Annotated in this window: 19 protein-coding genes; 11 read left to right on the top strand and 8 right to left on the bottom strand. The window is 57.3% G+C overall.

Annotated elements, in window-relative coordinates:
- The first annotated feature begins 7 nt into the window (after positions 1–7).
- Positions 8–1,051 (top strand): acyltransferase family protein, encoded by a 1,044-nt coding sequence (locus BMZ46_RS23420; protein ID WP_074689227.1) that lies wholly within the window; start codon positions 8–10, stop codon positions 1,049–1,051.
- A gap of 12 nt (positions 1,052–1,063) precedes the next feature.
- Positions 1,064–2,212 (top strand): SGNH/GDSL hydrolase family protein, encoded by a 1,149-nt coding sequence (locus tag BMZ46_RS23415; RefSeq protein ID WP_074689225.1) that lies wholly within the window; start codon positions 1,064–1,066, stop codon positions 2,210–2,212.
- A gap of 3 nt (positions 2,213–2,215) precedes the next feature.
- Here BMZ46_RS23415 and BMZ46_RS23410 read toward each other — a convergent pair whose 3' ends face one another.
- Positions 2,216–2,623: a phosphohexomutase domain-containing protein gene (locus BMZ46_RS23410; protein ID WP_039772767.1), complete on the bottom strand. Its 408-nt coding sequence runs from the start codon at positions 2,621–2,623 to the stop codon at positions 2,216–2,218.
- 47 nt (positions 2,624–2,670) lie between these two features.
- On the bottom strand, positions 2,671–3,504 hold the full coding sequence (gene galU, locus BMZ46_RS23405) for a UTP--glucose-1-phosphate uridylyltransferase GalU (RefSeq protein ID WP_007951629.1): 834 nt from the start codon (positions 3,502–3,504) through the stop codon (positions 2,671–2,673).
- A 379-nt stretch (positions 3,505–3,883) separates the two neighbouring features.
- Between galU and galE the strand changes: the two genes are divergently transcribed.
- The 6 genes from galE to BMZ46_RS23375 all read left to right on the top strand — a co-directional run bounded on the left by galE (position 3,884) and on the right by BMZ46_RS23375 (position 10,083).
- The gene (gene galE, locus BMZ46_RS23400; RefSeq protein WP_039772766.1) at positions 3,884–4,900 is read left to right on the top strand and encodes a UDP-glucose 4-epimerase GalE; all 1,017 of its coding nucleotides are present in this window, start codon (positions 3,884–3,886) and stop codon (positions 4,898–4,900) included.
- A 227-nt stretch (positions 4,901–5,127) separates the two neighbouring features.
- Positions 5,128–5,364, top strand: coding sequence for a hypothetical protein (locus BMZ46_RS23395; protein ID WP_003226528.1), 237 nt, complete (start codon positions 5,128–5,130; stop codon positions 5,362–5,364).
- A 90-nt stretch (positions 5,365–5,454) separates the two neighbouring features.
- Positions 5,455–6,570, top strand: coding sequence for a polysaccharide biosynthesis/export family protein (locus BMZ46_RS23390; RefSeq protein WP_172829496.1), 1,116 nt, complete (start codon positions 5,455–5,457; stop codon positions 6,568–6,570).
- An 11-nt stretch (positions 6,571–6,581) separates the two neighbouring features.
- A complete protein-coding gene (locus BMZ46_RS23385) occupies positions 6,582–7,247 on the top strand; it encodes a YjbF family lipoprotein (RefSeq protein WP_080770671.1) in 666 nt (221 codons plus the stop codon).
- Entirely contained in the window at positions 7,244–8,008 is a 765-nt protein-coding gene (locus tag BMZ46_RS23380; protein ID WP_371855520.1) for a capsule biosynthesis GfcC family protein, read from the top strand. The genes BMZ46_RS23385 and BMZ46_RS23380 overlap by 4 nt, the downstream gene beginning before the upstream one ends.
- The gene (locus BMZ46_RS23375; protein ID WP_074689223.1) at positions 8,005–10,083 is read left to right on the top strand and encodes a YjbH domain-containing protein; all 2,079 of its coding nucleotides are present in this window, start codon (positions 8,005–8,007) and stop codon (positions 10,081–10,083) included. The genes BMZ46_RS23380 and BMZ46_RS23375 overlap by 4 nt, the downstream gene beginning before the upstream one ends.
- A 386-nt stretch (positions 10,084–10,469) precedes the next feature.
- On the opposite strand, the gene BMZ46_RS23370 is transcribed toward BMZ46_RS23375, so the two are convergent.
- The 3 genes from BMZ46_RS23370 to BMZ46_RS23360 all read right to left on the bottom strand — a co-directional run bounded on the left by BMZ46_RS23370 (position 10,470) and on the right by BMZ46_RS23360 (position 13,938).
- Positions 10,470–11,864 (bottom strand): undecaprenyl-phosphate glucose phosphotransferase, encoded by a 1,395-nt coding sequence (locus BMZ46_RS23370; protein WP_074689221.1) that lies wholly within the window; start codon positions 11,862–11,864, stop codon positions 10,470–10,472.
- Between the two features lie 382 nt (positions 11,865–12,246).
- Positions 12,247–12,906, bottom strand: coding sequence for a winged helix-turn-helix domain-containing protein (locus tag BMZ46_RS23365; protein ID WP_074689219.1), 660 nt, complete (start codon positions 12,904–12,906; stop codon positions 12,247–12,249).
- 291 nt (positions 12,907–13,197) lie between these two features.
- Positions 13,198–13,938: a winged helix-turn-helix domain-containing protein gene (locus tag BMZ46_RS23360; protein WP_039772760.1), complete on the bottom strand. Its 741-nt coding sequence runs from the start codon at positions 13,936–13,938 to the stop codon at positions 13,198–13,200.
- 506 nt (positions 13,939–14,444) lie between these two features.
- Between BMZ46_RS23360 and BMZ46_RS23355 the strand changes: the two genes are divergently transcribed.
- Entirely contained in the window at positions 14,445–15,278 is an 834-nt protein-coding gene (locus BMZ46_RS23355) for an undecaprenyl-diphosphate phosphatase (RefSeq protein WP_074689217.1), read from the top strand.
- A 14-nt stretch (positions 15,279–15,292) separates the two neighbouring features.
- Here BMZ46_RS23355 and BMZ46_RS23350 read toward each other — a convergent pair whose 3' ends face one another.
- Together BMZ46_RS23350 and dusA are read right to left on the bottom strand one after the other, a co-directional pair.
- The gene (locus BMZ46_RS23350; RefSeq protein ID WP_074689215.1) at positions 15,293–15,673 is read right to left on the bottom strand and encodes a DUF2388 domain-containing protein; all 381 of its coding nucleotides are present in this window, start codon (positions 15,671–15,673) and stop codon (positions 15,293–15,295) included.
- A gap of 75 nt (positions 15,674–15,748) precedes the next feature.
- Positions 15,749–16,744, bottom strand: coding sequence for a tRNA dihydrouridine(20/20a) synthase DusA (dusA, locus tag BMZ46_RS23345; protein WP_074689213.1), 996 nt, complete (start codon positions 16,742–16,744; stop codon positions 15,749–15,751).
- A gap of 724 nt (positions 16,745–17,468) precedes the next feature.
- Between dusA and BMZ46_RS23340 the strand changes: the two genes are divergently transcribed.
- Positions 17,469–17,588 carry an ogr/Delta-like zinc finger family protein gene (locus BMZ46_RS23340; RefSeq protein ID WP_074689211.1) on the top strand — a complete coding sequence of 40 codons (120 nt, stop codon included), beginning with the start codon at positions 17,469–17,471 and terminating at the stop codon, positions 17,586–17,588.
- Between the two features lie 346 nt (positions 17,589–17,934).
- Here BMZ46_RS23340 and BMZ46_RS23335 read toward each other — a convergent pair whose 3' ends face one another.
- A complete protein-coding gene (locus tag BMZ46_RS23335) occupies positions 17,935–18,465 on the bottom strand; it encodes a hypothetical protein (protein ID WP_254778411.1) in 531 nt (176 codons plus the stop codon).
- On the opposite strand from BMZ46_RS23335, the gene BMZ46_RS29620 reads away from it, so the two are divergent.
- Positions 18,464–18,622, top strand: coding sequence for a hypothetical protein (locus BMZ46_RS29620; protein WP_256575073.1), 159 nt, complete (start codon positions 18,464–18,466; stop codon positions 18,620–18,622). The two genes, BMZ46_RS23335 and BMZ46_RS29620, sit on opposite strands and share 2 nt — an antisense overlap.
- Positions 18,623–18,649 lie beyond the last annotated feature (27 nt).

The following is an 18,649-nucleotide window of genomic DNA, read 5'->3' as shown; positions in this document are numbered from 1 at the left end:
GTGCTTTATGTCGAGCAAGAAAAAGTCCCTGGAGATCGAAACCCTGCGTGGCCTGGCGTGCCTGTTGCTGGTGCTCTATCACGTGATCGGGCCGTTGGGCGGTGGTTTGAAAATCGACATCGGTTCGCCGTTCCGGGTGATCGCCGATTCGATGGTGTACGTGCGGATGCCGCTGTTCACCTTCATCTCCGGCTACATCTATTCCCTCTACAAGATTCGCGGCAATGACTTTTCCGCGTTCTTCAGCGGCAAGGTGCGGCGCCTGATCGTGCCGCTGTTTTGCGTGGGGGTGCCGTTCTCGGTATTGCAGGCGGTGGGGCCGGGCGTGAACAAGGACGTCAGCGTGATGGATGCGCTGTTGTCGTTCTACGTGCCGATCAACCACTTCTGGTTTCTGCAGGCGGTGTTCATCATTTTCATGTTCGTCGGCCTGCTGGAGTGGCGCGGTTTGTTGCGTACACCGACGCGCCTGTACCTGTTGTTCGCCTTCGCGGCGGCGGTTTTCCTGTTGCCGCCGTTTCCCGTGGACGCGTTCGGCATCAACGGGGCGATTTATCTGCTGCCGTTCTTCGTGGCGGGCATGATCGGCCAGGAAAAAGTCAGCGAGCTGAAGCAGACGTTCAAGGTGATCGGCCCGCTGGTATTTGTGCTGATCTCGCTGACGCTGCTGTACGTGGCGGCGGTGGATCGCGAACTGATCGTCGACCGCCGCAGCCTGATCGGCCTGACGGTGGGCTGCGTATCCTGCATCGCGTTACTGTCGAGTGACATGCGCTCGAAGACGTTGACCTGGCTTGGCGGTTACTCCTACGCAATTTTCCTCTTTCACGTATTGTTCGCCGCTACGTCGCGTTCGATCCTCGGCCGCCTGGGTGTGAAGGACGAAAGCGTGCTGGTGTTCTGCGGTTTGACGTGTGGCTTGCTCGGGCCTGTGGTGTTGTCGATGATTTTCAGCCGCTTCAACTTCACCTCCGTGCTGTTCCTCGGCGAACGTGCCGCGACCAAAAAGAAGCCGGCGGCGACCATTGCCCCGGTGGCGCAGATTCGATGAAGGAAGCGATTCATGCTGGCTGTTGATGATGTGCCGCCGATGGCGGCGTCGGTGGTGCAGGTCGGCGACGCTCGCGAGCGGTTTGGCCAGTGGCGCGAAGGCAAGGCCGGCAAGGTGTTATCGATCTCGGTGATCGGCGACAGCTACAGCGCGGGGCAGGACTTCTACCTGAACAAACTGGTGCAGCGCGTGGCCGGAGAGGTCGGGTTTGCCGGGCCGGGGTATGTCGGGTTCAACCACGGTGCAGCGCTCGGCGGCACGCATTTCAAGTACACCCGCAGCAGCGAAAAATACTTCGGCGGCGACTGGCAGGTCTCCGGCCTCGGCCAGGCCAGCCCCGACAGCCGCACGGTGACCGGCCACCCCGGCGCCTGGCTGCAAGTCGAGGCCAGCCCGACGCCTGCCATCAACACCGCAGTCACTCAGGCGAAACTGCTCTACCTCGGCAACGGCGAGTCCAGTGAGTTGCGTTATCGCTGGTCACCCTCCGCCGACTGGCAGCCGTTGAAACTCGCGGGCGAGGGCGTACAGGAAGTCCCGCTGTCCGGCACATCGGCAGCGACCGATTGGGCCTTAAGGCTGGAAGTGGTGAAAGGCGCGCCGACCCTGTTCGGCCTGTGGCTGAGCAACGATCAGAACGGGGTTCGGGTGTCGAAACTGGCGGCGTCCGGCGCGGCATCCGCTGATTTCTACCACGACGATGCCCGCTGGCAGGCGCAGTGGAAAGCTGTGGTATCGAAGATTCCCGCAGACATTTACCTGATCATGCTCGGTGGCAACGATCAGGGTTTTGGCGTGAAGCCCGAGCAGTATCTGCATAACGTTCAGGGGCTGGTCGGCATGCTCCGCGAGATTCAGCCGGCGGCTAGCATCAACCTGATCCTGCGTCAGGACACCACCCGCTCCAGCGCCTATCCGATGTCGGCTTATGCGCAGGTCATCGAGCCCTGGGCCCGTGAGCAGCGTCTGGGTTATGCAAATCTGCAATGTGCGTTCGGCACCGACGTCAAACGCTACGCAGCGGCCATGATCGGGCCGGACAAGATTCATCCGGTGCCGGCCACGGGCGGGCGGGTGATTGCCGATTACTTCTATCGTTGGGTCGTGGGCGGACAGCAAAAAGTCTCGCCACAGGATAGCTGTGGCGAGACTTCGAAGTAGCCGTCAGTTGTCGAACAGATCCAGATGGCTCAGCAGCTCTGCGGTTTTCTGCGGCATCAACTGCGTCACGCAACGGGTTTCCACATTGACAATGATCGCCGGGTCGTTGCAGCAGATCCGCACCCGAAAACGCCAGTCGCTGAAGATCATCTTCAGGCCGTCGCGGTCATCGACCTCCAGCGCCTGCTCGCCGTAGATCCGTTTCAGGTGGGCGAGCAGAGGATAGGGATCGCGCATCGGTCGGCGTATGTCCCCGGACGAGGGAAACACGCCGAGACGGTCGACCAGCAGCAGGGTGCCCAGCCACGGGCCATTGGCGCTGGGCAATGGCTGATGGCGGGATAACCAGCTCATCACCCCGAGGTTGTCCACCTCACGTTCAATCTCTGCGGAATGTTGTGCAATGTTCATGGTTGCCTCGTTGGATGTGCGTGCCGCAATGAATCAGTGGGGGCCGCTCAGCGGCCCTTCAGGTAAACGTTGTCGTAGCAGAAGTTGGTCGCCTGCAGGTAACCCTCGGCGTCGCCGCAGTCGAAGCGCAGCCCCTTGAATTTGTAGGCCAGCACGCAACCGTTCTGCGCCTGTTTCATCAGGGCGTCGGTGATCTGGATTTCGCCGCCCTTGCCCGGCTCGGTGTCGGCGATCAGGTCGAAGATGTCCGGCGTGAGGATGTAGCGGCCGATGATCGCCAGGTTCGACGGTGCGTCTTGCGGGGCCGGTTTTTCCACCATGTGGTTGACCCGGTAGATGCCCTCGGAAATCGCTTCGCCGGCGATCACGCCGTACTTGTGGGTCTGGTCGCGCGGCACTTCCTGGATGGCGACGATCGAGCAGCGGAATTTCTTGTACAGCTCGATCATCTGCGTCAGTACGCCGTCGCCTTCGAGGTTCAGGCACAGGTCGTCCGCGAGAACCACAGCGAAGGGTTCGTCACCGATCAACGGGCGGCCGCTGAGAATCGCGTGGCCCAGGCCTTTCATTTCCACCTGACGGGTGTAGGAGAAGGTGCAGGTGTCGATCAGCTCGCGAGTACCGGCCAGGAACTTCTCTTTCTCGGTGCCGCGAATCTGGTGTTCGAGTTCGTAGCTGATGTCGAAGTGGTCTTCCAGTGCGCGCTTGCCCCGGCCGGTGACGATGGCCATGTGTTGCAGGCCGGCGTCCCGTGCTTCTTCAACGGCGTATTCGATCAACGGCTTGTTGACGATCGGCAGCATTTCCTTGGGCATGGCTTTGGTGGCCGGCAAGAAACGCGTGCCATAACCGGCAGCGGGGAACAAACATTTACGGATCATAAAAGTTTCCTGGTCATTCATGGCGCACTGCCATCGTTTATTGCAATAACGAAGGTTGCAAGTTATTGAAGCTGTACTTTAATACCTGACTCGGGAGATGAGTGGCAAATAGCAATGAGTGTAAAACACGACAATGTTATGAGATGTCGGTTTGACAGTTATTGGTTATTTTTAGTCGGCATCCGTTGATAGTGATGAATGCGCGGGAGTGCTAATAAGTACCAGGCAATACAGTTTGGCTTGTAAAAATATTTATAGCCAGTGATTGAACTGTTTTTGTTTCTGGTTGTTGTCGCGCGGTTTGTGTGAATCAAGACACACATTAAACAAACAGCGCTTGACACGCGAGTTGGCACTTTTCCCACTTATGGACCGCGCTATGAAGATTCTGGTAACGGGTGGCGCCGGCTATATCGGCTCGCACACCACACTTGCACTACTTGAAGCAGGTTATGAAGTTGTAGTTCTGGATAATCTTTGCAACAGCAGCGACGCCGCCTTGCACGCGGTAGAAGCCATTTGCGGCAAAAGTGCGCTGATGATTCGCGGGGATGTCTGTGACCGGGCCCTGCTGGACCGGATTTTCCAGCAGCACGCCATCGATGCCGTACTGCATTTCGCCGGGCTCAAGGCTGTCGGCGAGAGCGTGCGCAAGCCGCTCGAATACTACGAAACCAACGTCAGCGGCAGCATCACGCTGTGCCAGGCAATGGCAGCGGCGGGGGTGTTCCGACTGGTGTTCAGCTCGTCCGCCACGGTCTACGGCGAGCCGGCGCAGATGCCGATCCGCGAGGATTTCCCGACCGGCACTCCGACCAATCCCTACGGCCAGTCCAAGCTGATCGTCGAGAATGTGCTGCGCGACCTGTGCCAGTCCGAACCGCGCTGGAGCATCGCGCTGCTGCGCTACTTCAACCCGATCGGCGCGCATCACAGCGGGCAGATGGGCGAAGATCCCAACGGCATTCCCAACAATCTGGTGCCTTACATCAGCCAGGTGGCGGTCGGCAGCCTCAAGGAGTTGTCGATCTTCGGCGACGATTACCCGACAGTCGACGGCACCGGCGTGCGTGATTACATCCACGTCGTCGACCTGGCGGACGGGCACCTGAAAGCCCTGCAAACCATCGCCGACCGTACCGGCATTCATACCTGGAACCTCGGCACCGGCGACGGCTACAGCGTGTTGCAGGTGCTGCGGGCTTTCGAACAGGCCTGTGGGCAGCCGGTGCCTTACCGGGTAATGCCACGGCGTTCCGGGGATATTGCCGAGAGCTGGGCCGACGCCTCCAAGGCCGCCAAGGAACTCGGCTGGAAAGCCACACGCAACTTGCAGGACATGGTCACCGACACCTGGCGCTGGCAATCGAATCATCCCCGGGGTTATCAGGGATGATGGCGTTTTAGTGCAATGTTAGTTTCAGTCAGGTTGTTAGATATCGTCGGGAAATTAGACTGGCAATGCCTTTTGCAAGTCCGTAGATATAAACCTGCCGTTCGACTTTTATCAGTTGCGTAAGACTGTGAAAGAACAACGGATCTTGTTCGCGCTTTTTGCGACTTGAACTCTACCACCTCTAACCAACACCCGATGTTCAGGTGCGATGTTAGAAAGGAGTTGATATGAAGAAAGTGATGGCGATCGCCCTGTTGACGATGTTGAGCAACTGGGCCTCCGCAGCTGAAGCGCCGCTTACAGCAGTGACCAATGTATCTGGCAGTGTTGCGGCTTCTACAGCGCCTGCTGCCAGTACTGCCATGGTCGCCAGTGCTGTAGCGGCGTCCAACAGTGGTGGAAGTGCCAACGGCGGTACAACGGGTACCACCGGTACCACGGGTACAACCGGCACGCACAACTAACTGAAGTATCTGTTGGTGCAGTACAGGGTCGCCCGACGAAAGTCGGGTGACTTTGTTTTTGGATTCGCCCTTGAATAGCGTAGTGCCATTATGACCCGTCGTTTTTCTCTTTTATTGTTGGCAAGTATCGCTTTGCAAGGTTGCATGTTCTCCCCCGGCCAGTACCTGAGCACCAGTAGCATCACGCGCCAGGGCGCCAGCGAAAGCAGCCGGGTCGAGCTCATTCCGATCACCCCCAAGCTCATCGCCATGAACCGCGCCACGTACAAACGTGAGTCGGTGCCGGCGGAGTTGTTGGCGACCCCGGCCGAATACCGCATCGGCAGCAACGATGTGCTGTACATCACGGTCTGGGATCACCCCGAGCTGACCGCCCCTTCGGGTGCGCAACAGCAGATCGATGCCAACGGTCGTCTGGTGCGTTCCGACGGCACGTTGTATTACCCGTACATCAAAGAAGTCCAGGCCGCCGGCAAAACCATCCAGCAACTGCGTTCGGACATCGAGCAACGCCTCTCGGCGTTCATTGCCGAGCCGCAAGTGGATGTCGCGGTGCTGCGTTTCGCCAGCCAGAAAGTCGTGGTATCGGGCGCCGTCACCAAGGCCGGCCCCCAGGCGATTTCGACCAACCCGCTGAGCGTGGTCGAGGCCCTCGGTTCGGCCGGTGTCGATACCAACAATGCCGACTTGTCCGGGCTGATGCTGACGCGCAACGGGCGGGTCTATCCGCTCAATCTCGATGCGCTGAATCAGCAGGATTCCGAATTGCAGAACGTCTACCTCAAGGGAGGCGATCAGCTGTATCTGCCGTACAACGACAACAAGCGCATCTACGTGATGGGCGAGGTCAACCAGCCCCGTGCGCTGAGCTTCAAGACCGCCACCATGAACCTGTCCGACGTGCTCGGCTCGGTCGGCGGCTTGAGCCAGACCACCTCCAACGGCAACGCCGTGTATGTGATTCGCGGGGTGGAAAACCTCGACGTGGAGCCGGCGAAAATCTATCAGCTGGAAGCCGAATCGCCGACCGCCATGGCGCTCGCCTCGCACTTCGAAGTGCGGCCTCAGGACGTGGTCTACGTCGGGCCTGCCAACGTGACTCGCTGGAATCGCCTGATCAGCCAGTTGGTGCCGTCGGCATCGATTGTCGGGACCGGGGCTTCCGCTGCGAAGAACTGGAGCGAATACAGTAACAACAGCAAATAAGGCCGCCGACTGTGAAAACGTTGAAAGTGGGCGTGTGCCTGATGGCGGCCGTGTTGCTCAGTGGCTGCAATCCGCTGATGAGCGCTTCGTTGAACAACCTCAAATCCGCCGTCATCGGGCCGGATGAACTGGACGTGTCGGCGGAGCAGGTCGCGGGGGTCAAGTATCCCCAGCTCAAACTGACCACGCCGTCCGGCTCCGGGGTGCTGGCGCTGGTGCGCGAGCGCGAGGACCTGCAGTTCTGGGTCGCCTCCGGCAAGCAGGTGCTGCTGATGCGCGACGGCCTGGCCATGCGCACTGTGGGCCTGGGTGTGGAGGGCGATCTGGACGGCACGCGCCTGTCTGATGACTCGCCGTTCAAACAGGGCCTGCATCGCATCACCGACGGCTACACCAGCCGCCGCTGGATCGACCTCTACAAGGGCCAGGAAGTCGGGATCATCGTCAACAGCCGCTTCTCCCGAAAATCCCTGGAAACCCTCGACATTCTCGACAAGGAATACTCCGTGCTGCGCGTCGATGAGCAGATTGACGCGCCGGCCATCGGCCTGCGCGCAACCAACCGTTACTGGGTCGATCCGGTGGACGGTTTCATTGTGCAGAGTGAACAGCAACTGACCTCGCAGTTGCGGGTCAGGATCGTGCAACTGACCCCTGACCGCAGGCATGTCCCGTGAAGCGGCTAAGAGCGCTCTCGGCGTGCCTGATGTTGCTTGCCGGTGCCAGCGAGGCCGCGGTCATCGTCAGCGGTGATGTCGCCAACCCCGGCCCGATCGAATTGCCGGCGGGCGGACGTTTGCGCGATGTGATCGGCGAGGCTGTACCGAATGCCGAAGGTTATTGGCTGGCGGGCGTTCTGTTGCGTCAGTCGCTGCTGGAGGAACAGACGCGACTCAAGGTCGGCGTGCTGTTCGATCTGGATGTGCTGCAGCGCATGGCGATGCTCTTCGACAAGCCGAGTCGAGCGGCGCTGGCCCAGCGCCTGGCCGAGCAGGTCCGGCAGATGCCGGTGACCGGGCGGCAGATCGCCGATCTCGATCCGGTGGCGGTGGAAGTCGGCTTCGCCCGCAACATCCGCCTCGACGATGGCGATCAACTGATCTACCCGAAACGGGTCGACGAAGTCGAAGTGCTGGGCGCCGTCGCCGAGCCGTGCCGTTTGCCTTATCAGCCGTTGCAGGAAGCCCGCGAATATCTGCAGGGCTGCACGTTGCTGACGGCGGACGCCGATGCCGATTATCTGTGGCTGATCCAGCCCAACGGCGAATCGCGGCGGGTCGGCATCGCCCACTGGAACCGCGAGAGCGGGCAGATGCCCGTGGCCGGCAGCAAGATTCTGGTGCCGGTGAAAAACGATGATCTGGATCCGCCTGTCCCTGAACTGAATCAGCAGTTGGCCGAATTGATTGCCACGCAGTTGGCTGAGGTGGTTCGTTGAATTTGCGTTTTGCAGCTGTGTTGTTATTGCCGTGTGGCCTCGTGCATGCCGAGCCACGGATTACCCAGAATGACTTCGGCGGCGTCGGTCTGTTGCAGACCCCGACCGCGCGCATGTCGCCCGCCGGTGAGTTGAGCGTCAACGCCAACCGCACCGAACCGTACAGCCGATACAGCGTTTCGTTGCAGCCGCTCGACTGGCTGGAAGGTTCGTTTCGCTACACCGCCATCACCAACCGTCCGTACGGTTCCGAAGCGCTGAGCGGCAGCCAGAGCTATAAGGACAAGGCGGTCGACGCCAAGGTCCGGCTGTGGCAGGAAAGCCACTGGGCGCCGGAAGTGGCGCTGGGCTTTCGAGACATCGGCGGTACCGGTTTGTTTGCCAGTGAATTCTTCGTGGCCAACAAGCGCTGGGACAATTTCGATTTCAGCGCCGGCATCGCCTGGGGTTACATCGGTAATCGCGGCGATGTCGACAACCCGTTGGGTTCGATCAGTGACCGCTTCAACACCCGCCCGGATCTGGAAGGCACCGGTGACGTCAACGCCGGCTCGTACTTTCGCGGCAAGCCGTCGTTTTTCGGCGGCGTGAGTTACCAGACGCCCTGGGACCGCCTCAGCCTGAAACTCGAATACGAAGGCAACGACTACAAGCACGAGCCCAAGGACAACATCATCAAGCAGGACTCGCCGATCAACCTCGGTGCGGTGTTCAAGGTGACCGATTCCGTCGATCTGAGTGCGGCCTGGGAGCGCGGCAACACGGCGATGTTCGGCATCACGTTCCACACCAATTTCGTCAGTCGCAAGGCCCCGGCCAAGACCTTCGACCCACCGGCCGAACCGCTGCCGGCGAAGGCGCCAACCGCGACCATGGAAGAGGTCAACTGGGCCGACGTGTCGCGCCGTTTGCAACAGAACGCCGGCTACAAGGTCGAGCGCATCACCCAGCGCGATTCCGAATTGATCGTGTACGGCGAGCAGCAGCGTTATTTCCATTCGCCCAAGGCCGTCGGCCGCGCGAGCCGGATTCTCGACAACAGCGTCAACGACGACATCGACTGGTTCACCGTGGTCAACAAGCGCTACGACCTGCCGCTGGAAGAAACCAGCGTGCCCCGGCAGACCTTCCGCGAAGTGATCAACAACGAAGAACCGCTGGAATCGCTGCACCGCACCACCGAGATCAACCCGGCGATGCCGCGCAACGAGAAAACCCTCTACACCGAAGCGCCGCAGCACTTCAATTACGGCGTCGGCCTGGGCTTTAAACAGAACGTCGGCGGCCCCGATGGTTTGCTCTATCAGTTCACGGCGGATCTGGATGCCGAGTACCGCTTCAACCGCAACACCTGGTGGAACGGTCTGCTCAGTCAGAACCTGATCAACAACTTCGACAAATTCACCTACGACGCGCCCAGCGGCCTGCCGCGTGTGCGCACCGACTTGCGTCAGTACCTGACCACGTCGGACACCACCATGCCGCTGTTCCAGGTCAGTCATGCCGAGCAACTGGACAAGGATTTGTACGGCATGGTCTACGGCGGTTATCTGGAATCGATGTTCGCCGGGGTCGGGGGCGAGGTGCTGTTTCGTCCGACCGGCAAGCGCTGGTCGATTGGTGCGGACCTGAACTACGTGCGTCAGCGTGAATTCGACCAGGGTTTCGGCCTGCGTGATTACTCGGTCTGGACCGGCCACATCACTGGCTACACCGACCTGCCGTTCGACACGCTGGCCGCAGTCAGCGTCGGGCGTTACCTGGCGGGCGACTTTGGCGGCACGGTGGACATCTCCCGCGAGTTCTTCAACGGCGTGCGCTTTGGCGCCTGGGCGACCATCACCACCGCCGGCAGCGCCGAGTATGGCGAGGGTAGTTTCGACAAGGGGCTGTACCTGTCGATCCCGTTCGACGAAATGATGAGCATGTCGACCATGCGCCGCGCCAACCTGGTGTGGGCACCGCTGACCCGTGACGGTGGCGCGCGGCTCAACCGCAGCTTCCAGCTGCATTCGATGACCGACAGCCGTGAAGGGGACATGTTCTACCGCAACTTCGGGAAGATTACCGAGTAGGTTCGGGGGGGGCGGGGAGTCAGTGGGAGTGGGGTTGCTCCGGGCGGTGTTCCACCGCCATCGCGAGCAGGCTCGCTCCCACATTTGTCTGAGGTGAATAGCAAATCCTGATCCGCTCATCATCCTTGTGGGAGTGGGGTTGCTCCGGGCGGTGTTCCACCGCCATCGCGAGCAGGCTCGCTCCCACATTTGTTTGAGGTGAATAGTAAATCCTGATCCGCTCATCATCCCAGTGGGAGCGAGCCTGCTCGCGATGGCGCTAGTACAGCCGACATCAAATCAACTGACCCACTGTGGTCACAAGCTACCCACCCAACCCCCAAACCCCGCCCACAAAAAAGGGGACTTTCGTCCCCTTGCGGTGTTGCCTTCTCAAGCGCTGCGTCTCAGTAAATATCCTTCGACAACAGCGTAAACGGCGTCTTCACCAGAATTTTCAGATCCAGCCACAGCGACCAGTTGTTGATGTACTTCAGGTCGATCTCAACACGCTTTTCCATCTTGTCGAGGGTGTCTGTCTCACCCCGGCAACCGCTGATCTGCGCCAGGCCAGTGATACCCGGTTTGATTCGGTGGCGGGCCATGTAGGCGAGGATCTTGCCCGAGTAGTAGTTGTTGTGCGCCACGGCGTGCGGACGTGGACCGACCAGTGCCATGTGCCCTTGCAGCACGTTGAACAGTTGCGGCAGCTCATCCAGCGAAGTGCGACGGATAAAGCGACCGACCGCGGTAATGCGCGAATCGTTGCGGCTGGCCTGCTTGACGTCACGGTCATCGTGAACGCGCATCGAGCGGAATTTCCAGACCTTGATCACCTTGCCGTTCCAGCCGTGGCGATCCTGCTTGAAGAACACCGGGCCTGGCGAGTTGAGTTTCACCGCCAGGGCCACGGCCAGCAGCACCGGGCTCAACAGAATGATCGCCAGCAGGGCGACGGCTTTCTCCACCAGACTCTTGCTCAGCGCAGCGGTCGGGCGGCTGGTCAGCGGGCTTTCGTTGAGGTAGATCGCCGGCAGACCGTCCACGACTTTCACCGAGTGATTGAGCAGCGTCAGGCTGTTCAGGTCCGGCACCCAGACCACGTCAACGTTGGCATCCAGCAAGTCCACATACATCGCCTCGATTTTGGCGGCTTCCGACAGCGGCAGGGTGATGTACAAGCGGCGGATGTCGTGGGTCTGGATCAGCTCGAGCAGTTCGTCCTGAGCGCCGACAACGCGCGGGGCGTCCGCTTCCAGCGACGGGGTATCGCCGTTGCTGACCAGACCAACCAGCGGCAGGTTTTCATGCTGGCTCAGCTTCTTCGCCAGACCCAGCGCCAGTTCGCCGGTGCCGACGATCAGGGTCTTGTGTTCGCTTTTGCGCGAACGCTGGTAGAACTTCGAGAACGCATGCAGCGGTGCGTACAACAGCGCCTGACCGAGGAAACCGTACACCGCCCACTCAAGGATGACCTGGCGGGAAAACAGCGCATCGGCCTTGCAGATGAAGGCGATGAACGCCAGCCCGGCCATGGTCATGAACCAGCCCATGAACAGTCGACCCAGCCCGGTCAGGTAATTGTCTCGCTTTCGATACGCGCCGCTGAAGGTATAAGCCGGCACCGAGGCCAGTACGGCCAGGATCGTGCACATCCGATAGTAGAACTCGACGGTGCCCGTGTGCTGTTCGGCCAGTATGAACAACAGGGAAACAATGAAACTCTGTGCCAGCGCCCATTGGCCCCAAAAGGTCAGTCCCTTGAGGCCGGTGTTTCGATTGATACGAAGAGAAAGATCCATACGATATCCCCAAAAGACGTCCGTTCAGGTTTCGACAGTAGAAAACCGAGTTGTTAAGCAGACTTGTTATTGTTGTTTGAGTCAGTGTCCTGAGGTAACAACGCCGGAATGCGGAACTGTCGTCAGTCAATAGACTAAGTTATTGCCGGGGATGCTGTCTGACGAGTTCTAACAAGATGGCACAGTGCCAACTTATTTAAATTTCCAATATTCAAACGTTAGAAAAGGTCGAAAGGCAGGGGGTGAATAATCAATATTGTGTTTGCTATCGTAGGTGGGGTCAGGAGGCGGGTATAACCAGGGAGGGGTGAAACCAAACAGAGTGCTTTTTTATTTTTGTAATCGCACTTGTATCTGTTTGTCTTGTAGTGAGGGATGTTGTTTAGGCAACAACTTCCTGGATCAGGCAATAACCGCGATTGCGCACGGCACGAAACAATCGTTCACCGTTGCTGGCGTTCTTGAATTTGTCTTGAAGACGGCTCAGGCACATTTCCAGTCCCCGGTACTGCTCCGGCTCGCGGCCGATGCTGAGGATCAGATCGTCCCGACTGACAACACGCTCTTCATGGTGCAGCATCTTGCGCACCAGTGCGGTTTCAAGCCCGGTGAGACTGATTTCGACACCCTCTTTGGTCAATGCACCCTGATCATTGTCCAGATGCCAGGCTTCGGTGCAGGGCGCGTCGGATTCGATCGTTCGGGAAGTATCAGCGGGGTTTTCGGACATGGCCGTGGAATTGTGGAATGAATGCGCCGATTGTGCTGCCAGCCATTCCGATTCGAGGGTGGCCAATATGCGCTGGGTATCATGTTCGATGCTACGTGCGACATGCTTCCTTGTGCCGCGTGGGTAAGTGAACTCCATCAGCATCGGAGTGGAAGAGGGCGAAGCAACACCTTCAATAAACATTTGTGCCTGAGACGTGCCAAACGAATTGAAACGCTCACTGGAGAGAATGCTCTCGAGTTCGCGTTGCGACGCTGAGCTGTTAGTCACGACAACAAAGTATTTTCTTGGGAGGGTCGTGCTGGTTTCCATGTCTCTCTCCTAAAGTACACACCAAATTTGGCGAAAAAATAATGGCAGGCGAGCAATGTTTTCCTCGGAATTAATCGATCAGGCAGGGTCTGGGCCCAAAGATGGCCTCGATAAGTTCCACTCGGTCTGCGTTAGAGTAATGGTTTATTGTTATGTGTAAGTGTTGCAGCGCTCATGCAATTGACAGCTTTTTATTAGATATGTGACGCGGTTAAAACTATGAGAAAGCGGATGTTTGAAGCGTTGCATCAGACGTTCCCTCGTATGCTGCAAAAGAGTGTTTTCCCTGAATCAAGGAGTTGAGATCAACCCCCTCATCAGACGATAGCCATACCCGCGAATGCTCTGTATGGCGTTCGTACCGTACACGTCCTTGATTTTCCCACGCAAGCGGCTGATGGATTTTTCCAGCGCCCGAGGGTCGTAGAATTGGGTGTTCAGCCCCATGATGCTGGCGATTTCATCGTGGCTGAGAATGTGATTGCCGGTCTGCGCAAAGGCTTGCAGGATCTTCATTTCGGCAAAGGAGATATCCAGTTTCTTGCTGGTGTCCGAGAGGCAGATGCGGGTGGGGTCCAGCACCAGGCTGATATCCCGCTGCCATTCTTCGCTGTCGAAGAACTCACCCAGCAGTTCCGCGCTTTCATCGGACAAGGTATTGAGTTTGATACAGAAGTCGGCACCGGCCAGAAAGTACTTGATCTTGTTGTGGGCGCCGCGACCCGTGATCACTGCACAAATAATCGGCTTCAAGTTGTCGTTGCGCAGGTTTTCCACCAGCGCAAGGTTATCTTCGAGTGCCTGAGGGCTGTCGATGATAATGAAGATCGCCCGATACAGGCCGTGATATTCGTTGTGCTGATATGAACTAATGTAGGCGTCGGCTTCAACAGCCACACCGCTCTGCACATGCTTTGCGATTAGCGCGCTAAAGTGTTCAGCCACGCCACGGGTACGACCCAGGGTGAGAACACCTGGTTCGTCGCTTGTGCGGCGCGGGCTTCTAGTCGCTAAGTTACCTGTGAGCATCATGCATTGACTCGAAAAGGTGCTGACATCGGGATGTTAAAGCACCGGTTCTCATCTGTGACTGACAATTGGTAACATTTGGACGAATTTTAGACGTGGCTCCCGAGTTTTCTAACAATAATTAAGCGATTCAAGCTTTTAGTTGATTTTTTCGGGGCTGTGAACTAACGGAATTTAGGCCATTAGATGGTGGCAATATGGAATGGTGCCACTATTTTGTAATTATCGCGAGCTGTTTTTATGTCCCTTGGCCATCACTCAACTGCATACGTATCAGAGCAGTGTGAGGTGGGTCACATTTTATGGGGAGGCCTGTGTTTTGGCTATAACGTCGACAAGTTCACACACGGACGTTTATTAACATGCCTTGAGTGTGGCTTTTGATAAGACATATTCTCCGTCCCCGAGTCGGGCAATGGGTGTTCATCTGCCAATTGTTTTACTTCAGATACTCAATGCCTGAATGCATTTAACAGGGCGCCCGAAAAGGGCGTTCTGACGGAGGATTAATGGATTTACTGACCTTGTTCAAGGTGCTGATTCTTGGGGCGGTAGAAGGCCTGACCGAGTTCCTGCCCATTTCCAGTACGGGCCACCAGATTATTGTTGCCGACTTGCTGGAATTCGGCGGTGAACGCGCCATGGCGTTCAACATCATTATTCAACTGGGCGCCATTCTGGCCGTGGTCTGGGAGTTTCGCCCGAAGATCTTCGAGATCGTCAAAGGCCTGCCGACCCAAAGCAATGCCCAGCGTTTTACCCGCAATTTGCTGATCGCCTTTTTCCCGGCGGTCATACTCGGCGTGTTATTCGCCGACACGATTCATGAATACCTGTTCAACCCGATCACCGTAGCGGTCGCATTGGTCGTGGGCGGCATCGTGATGTTGTGGGCCGAGCAGCGCGATCATGTAGTGAGCGTCGACCATGTGGACGACATGAAGTGGGCCGACGCGCTGAAGATCGGTTGCGTACAGTGCCTGGCGATGATTCCGGGCACGTCGCGCTCCGGTTCCACCATCATCGGCGGTCTGCTGTTCGGCCTGTCACGCAAGGCCGCCACGGAGTTCTCGTTCTTCCTGGCGATGCCGACCATGGTCGGTGCGGCGGTGTATTCCGGCTACAAGTACCGCGAACTGTTCCAGAGCGGCGACCTGCCGGTCTTCGCCCTGGGCTTCGTCGTAGCGTTCATCTTCGCGATGATCGCCGTGCGCGGCCTGCTGAAGTTCATTGCGAACCACAGCTACGCCACCTTCGCCTGGTACCGAATCGCCTTCGGCTTGCTGATCCTTGCCACCTGGCAATTTGGTTGGGTGAACTGGACGGCGGCCGCAGCCGCCTGATCACTGACTGCTGATCACTGACTGCTGATCAGTGCAGCGACGGCGAGATCATTCAATTCAGAGTCGGGCGAATCCTGACGAAACCGCTGCAACGCCGAGGTGAAATACGCGGCTTGCAGCATGCCGTCACTGGCGAGGAAATAACGTGCCGCTTCAATTTCCTCTACCGAATACACACGTTTTTTCAGTCCGGAAATGTCCGACATCCCGTCGACTGTGACCATCGTCGTCGTGAAAACCAGAAAACCAGACATCTGGGTAGATTGAAAAGGGCCATTTTCCCCGTTGCCGCACCCCTTCGCAAAATCACAGGATGCATAGGCGCTTGCAGAGAGAGTCGAGAGTAAAGCGAGGAGGGCGAAACGCTTGAATAAAACACAGCTGAACGCGGGCATAACCAAAAGACATCCTGTCAGTACAACAAAACTCCGGGCAACGCTCATTCGTTGCCCGCACATTCAACGCATCGATCAACGACCCGCCAGCAACTCCGCCGCCTGATCCAGCAACGCCAGCGGATCCTTGGCCTTGTGGATATCCACCGACAACAACTGACGAAACTTGCGCGCCCCCGGGAACCCGGTGCCCAGGCCCAGCACATGGCGGGTGATGTGATGCATCGCGCCGCCGGCCAGCAAATGCTCGGCTATATAAGGCCGCAACTGCGCCAGCGCCTCGGCCCGGCTGATCACCGGCGCGCTGCTGCCGAACAACTGCTGATCCACCTCGGCCAGCAGATAAGGATTGTGATACGCCTCGCGCCCCAGCATCACGCCGTCAAAGGTCTGCAAATGCTCATGGCAGGCCTCCATCGTCTTGATCCCGCCGTTCAGAATGAACTCCAGCTCCGGAAAATCCGCCTTCAACCGCGCCGCCACGTCATAACGCAAGGGCGGAATGTCACGGTTCTCCTTCGGCGACAACCCCTCCAGAATCGCAATCCGCGCATGCACCGTAAAACTCGTGCACCCGGCATCCCGCACCGTGCCGACGAAATCGCACAGCTGCTCATAACTGTCCCGCCCGTTGATCCCGATCCGATGCTTCACCGTCACCGGAATCGACACCGCATCACGCATCGCCTTCACACAATCCGCCACCAACTGCGGATGCCCCATCAGGCACGCCCCGATCATATTGTTCTGCACCCGATCACTCGGGCAGCCAACGTTCAGATTCACCTCGTCGTAACCGTGCTCCTGCGCCATACGCGCGCAAGCGGCCAGGTCCAGCGGAACACTACCGCCCAACTGCAACGCCAGCGGGTGCTCGGCGTCGTTGTGACGGAGGAAGCGTTCGTGATCGCCGTTGAGCAGAGCGCCGGTGGTGACCATTTCGGTGTAGAGCAGGGCGTTTTTCGACAGGATGCGTAGGAAGTACCGGCAATGGCGATCAGTCCAATCCATCATGGGCGCGACGGAGAAACGGCGGGAGAGTGGAGCGGGTGTGGCGGTGATTGGGGGCATTGGGGGTACGGAATCGGTGTGGCTGGGAGGTGGGGGAGTTTATCAGGAATGCTGGGGTGGGGCTTGGGGAGTGTCTAAGTGGCGTGCAGACGGTAGCTACAACTTGAAAACGGGGCGCTAATAAATCAGTCCCCATTTCTCTATGAATAACGAAATTAGGCCAATTATGCAGTTATTTTTGCAGGTGAATTGCCAGCTAAGAACGGATCGTAAGGTGCAATGGAGTACCTAGAAAATGATGTTTTTTGTGAGATGTTGCTAGTGTGATTGTTTTAATAGCGAAGCGGTATAAGTGACTGTCATTTCTGACAGGTGATGAGCCTGAGCGTAAGGTTTAGCATCAAATTGCGCGATATAAAAACTTTCACTCTATTCCGTGAATGAAGTATTTCACAAAGTAATAATTTAAGGAGAAATGTGATGGCTACTAGATGTTCTGGAACGGTTACACTTGTTACGACCAAATATAACACCGGTTATGGCTTGGTAGTGCCAGATGGGGCGGGAGCTGATCCATGTAAGTACACAGAAGCGGACGTAGTTTATGGTGGTCCGTTGGTTAAGGGGCAAGCTGTTTTTTTTGTAATAGAGGGGGTTTACGATAGAAGAGCTAGAAAAATTAGAACTGATAGCTAGCAGTGTTTGTATTTAATTGTCCATTAAACTGTGGATGCTGGATTTGTGAGCTGATAAAATAAGCCAATAATCCAGCATTTGAGAAATAATGAAGATCAATTGTAAAGCGTGCGGGAGTAAAGGGAAAATTGCTTCGCGGGACGAACTCTCTTTAGAGTTCGTCCGCCTTTATTGTCAGTGTAATTCCTTGCAGTGCGGCCATAGATAAATAAATCTGTCCCCATTGTTTATAAAACGAAGACCTCAGGCCTACCCCTTGCTGACCAAGTCACGTCGGTCAGCAAGGGCCTGAGGTCAGGAAGAACGGGCATGCTAAACATGTTAAGTAAGTGCCATTCAAATCTGTCCCCATTGTTTCGTCCCCATTGTTTCTCTAATAAAGCCGGCATTTTCGCCGGTTCGATCCAGAGCAGTACGGGCATTGTCTTGGCGTGTAACGCGCCTCGCTGGCAATAGGAAGGGGACAGATTTGTTTGCTCATTTTTTGAGATAAATAAATATGTCCCCATTGTTTCCCGCGCTGTGAAGTAGCGTGAGTTTCAAGAACTTGCCAGTCAAACCGTCACGTCGATCTTATTGGCGCCTACGGGCATCTGGGTGACTGTTTCATGCGTCATTCGTGCGCCCTTGCTCCACAACTGGGAGGAGAAGAAACCGTTCAGGGTATCAGCGTTTGGGGTTGTCCCTTTTTTAAGGAATAGGGCACCCAGATCGATTGTGTTGGCGAAGTTGTCCTTGTTCAGAATATACCCGCCCGTAAAGTTACCACCCCACGTAGCGTCGGCGGCCACCAGGGCGATGGAGGCGTCGCGGTAGCTGCTCGCTGCCGATTTCAATTCACTGGAAGCATTCAACAGCTCGTTCAGCCGATCCATGTCGGAAGCGCTGAGCTGGCGTGAACTGTCGAGAACCTTGAGGCTGCCATCCGCTTCGATGGTGAAGCCAAATTTCTTGTCGGCGAGATCCGGATCGCTGTGAGCCAACGCTGATTGGAACTCCTCGAAAGCGAGTTTCAGCGATTGATGGGCGCTTTTGTGCCCTTCGGCAATTTGCGGGTAATCCGGCGACTGGGTGCGCGCGATCATGCTCTCGATCGATTCCGTTTCCGGGCTCGGCGCGGGGGGGGTCATTGTTTGGATGGTAAATTGCAGCCGGATTGATGTTGACCGTGGTTTTCAGCAAGTTTTCACTGAGGGATTTGGTGGTCAATGGCTGGCTGGTTTGGCTCAGCTGAGCGGTTGATGGCCGGATAAATACAGAATTGATTGA

This window comes from Pseudomonas sp. NFIX49 (assembly GCF_900115915.1).
GTDB lineage: Bacteria > Pseudomonadota > Gammaproteobacteria > Pseudomonadales > Pseudomonadaceae > Aquipseudomonas > Aquipseudomonas pharyngis.
This window is presented reverse-complemented; position numbering and strand designations above follow the sequence as displayed.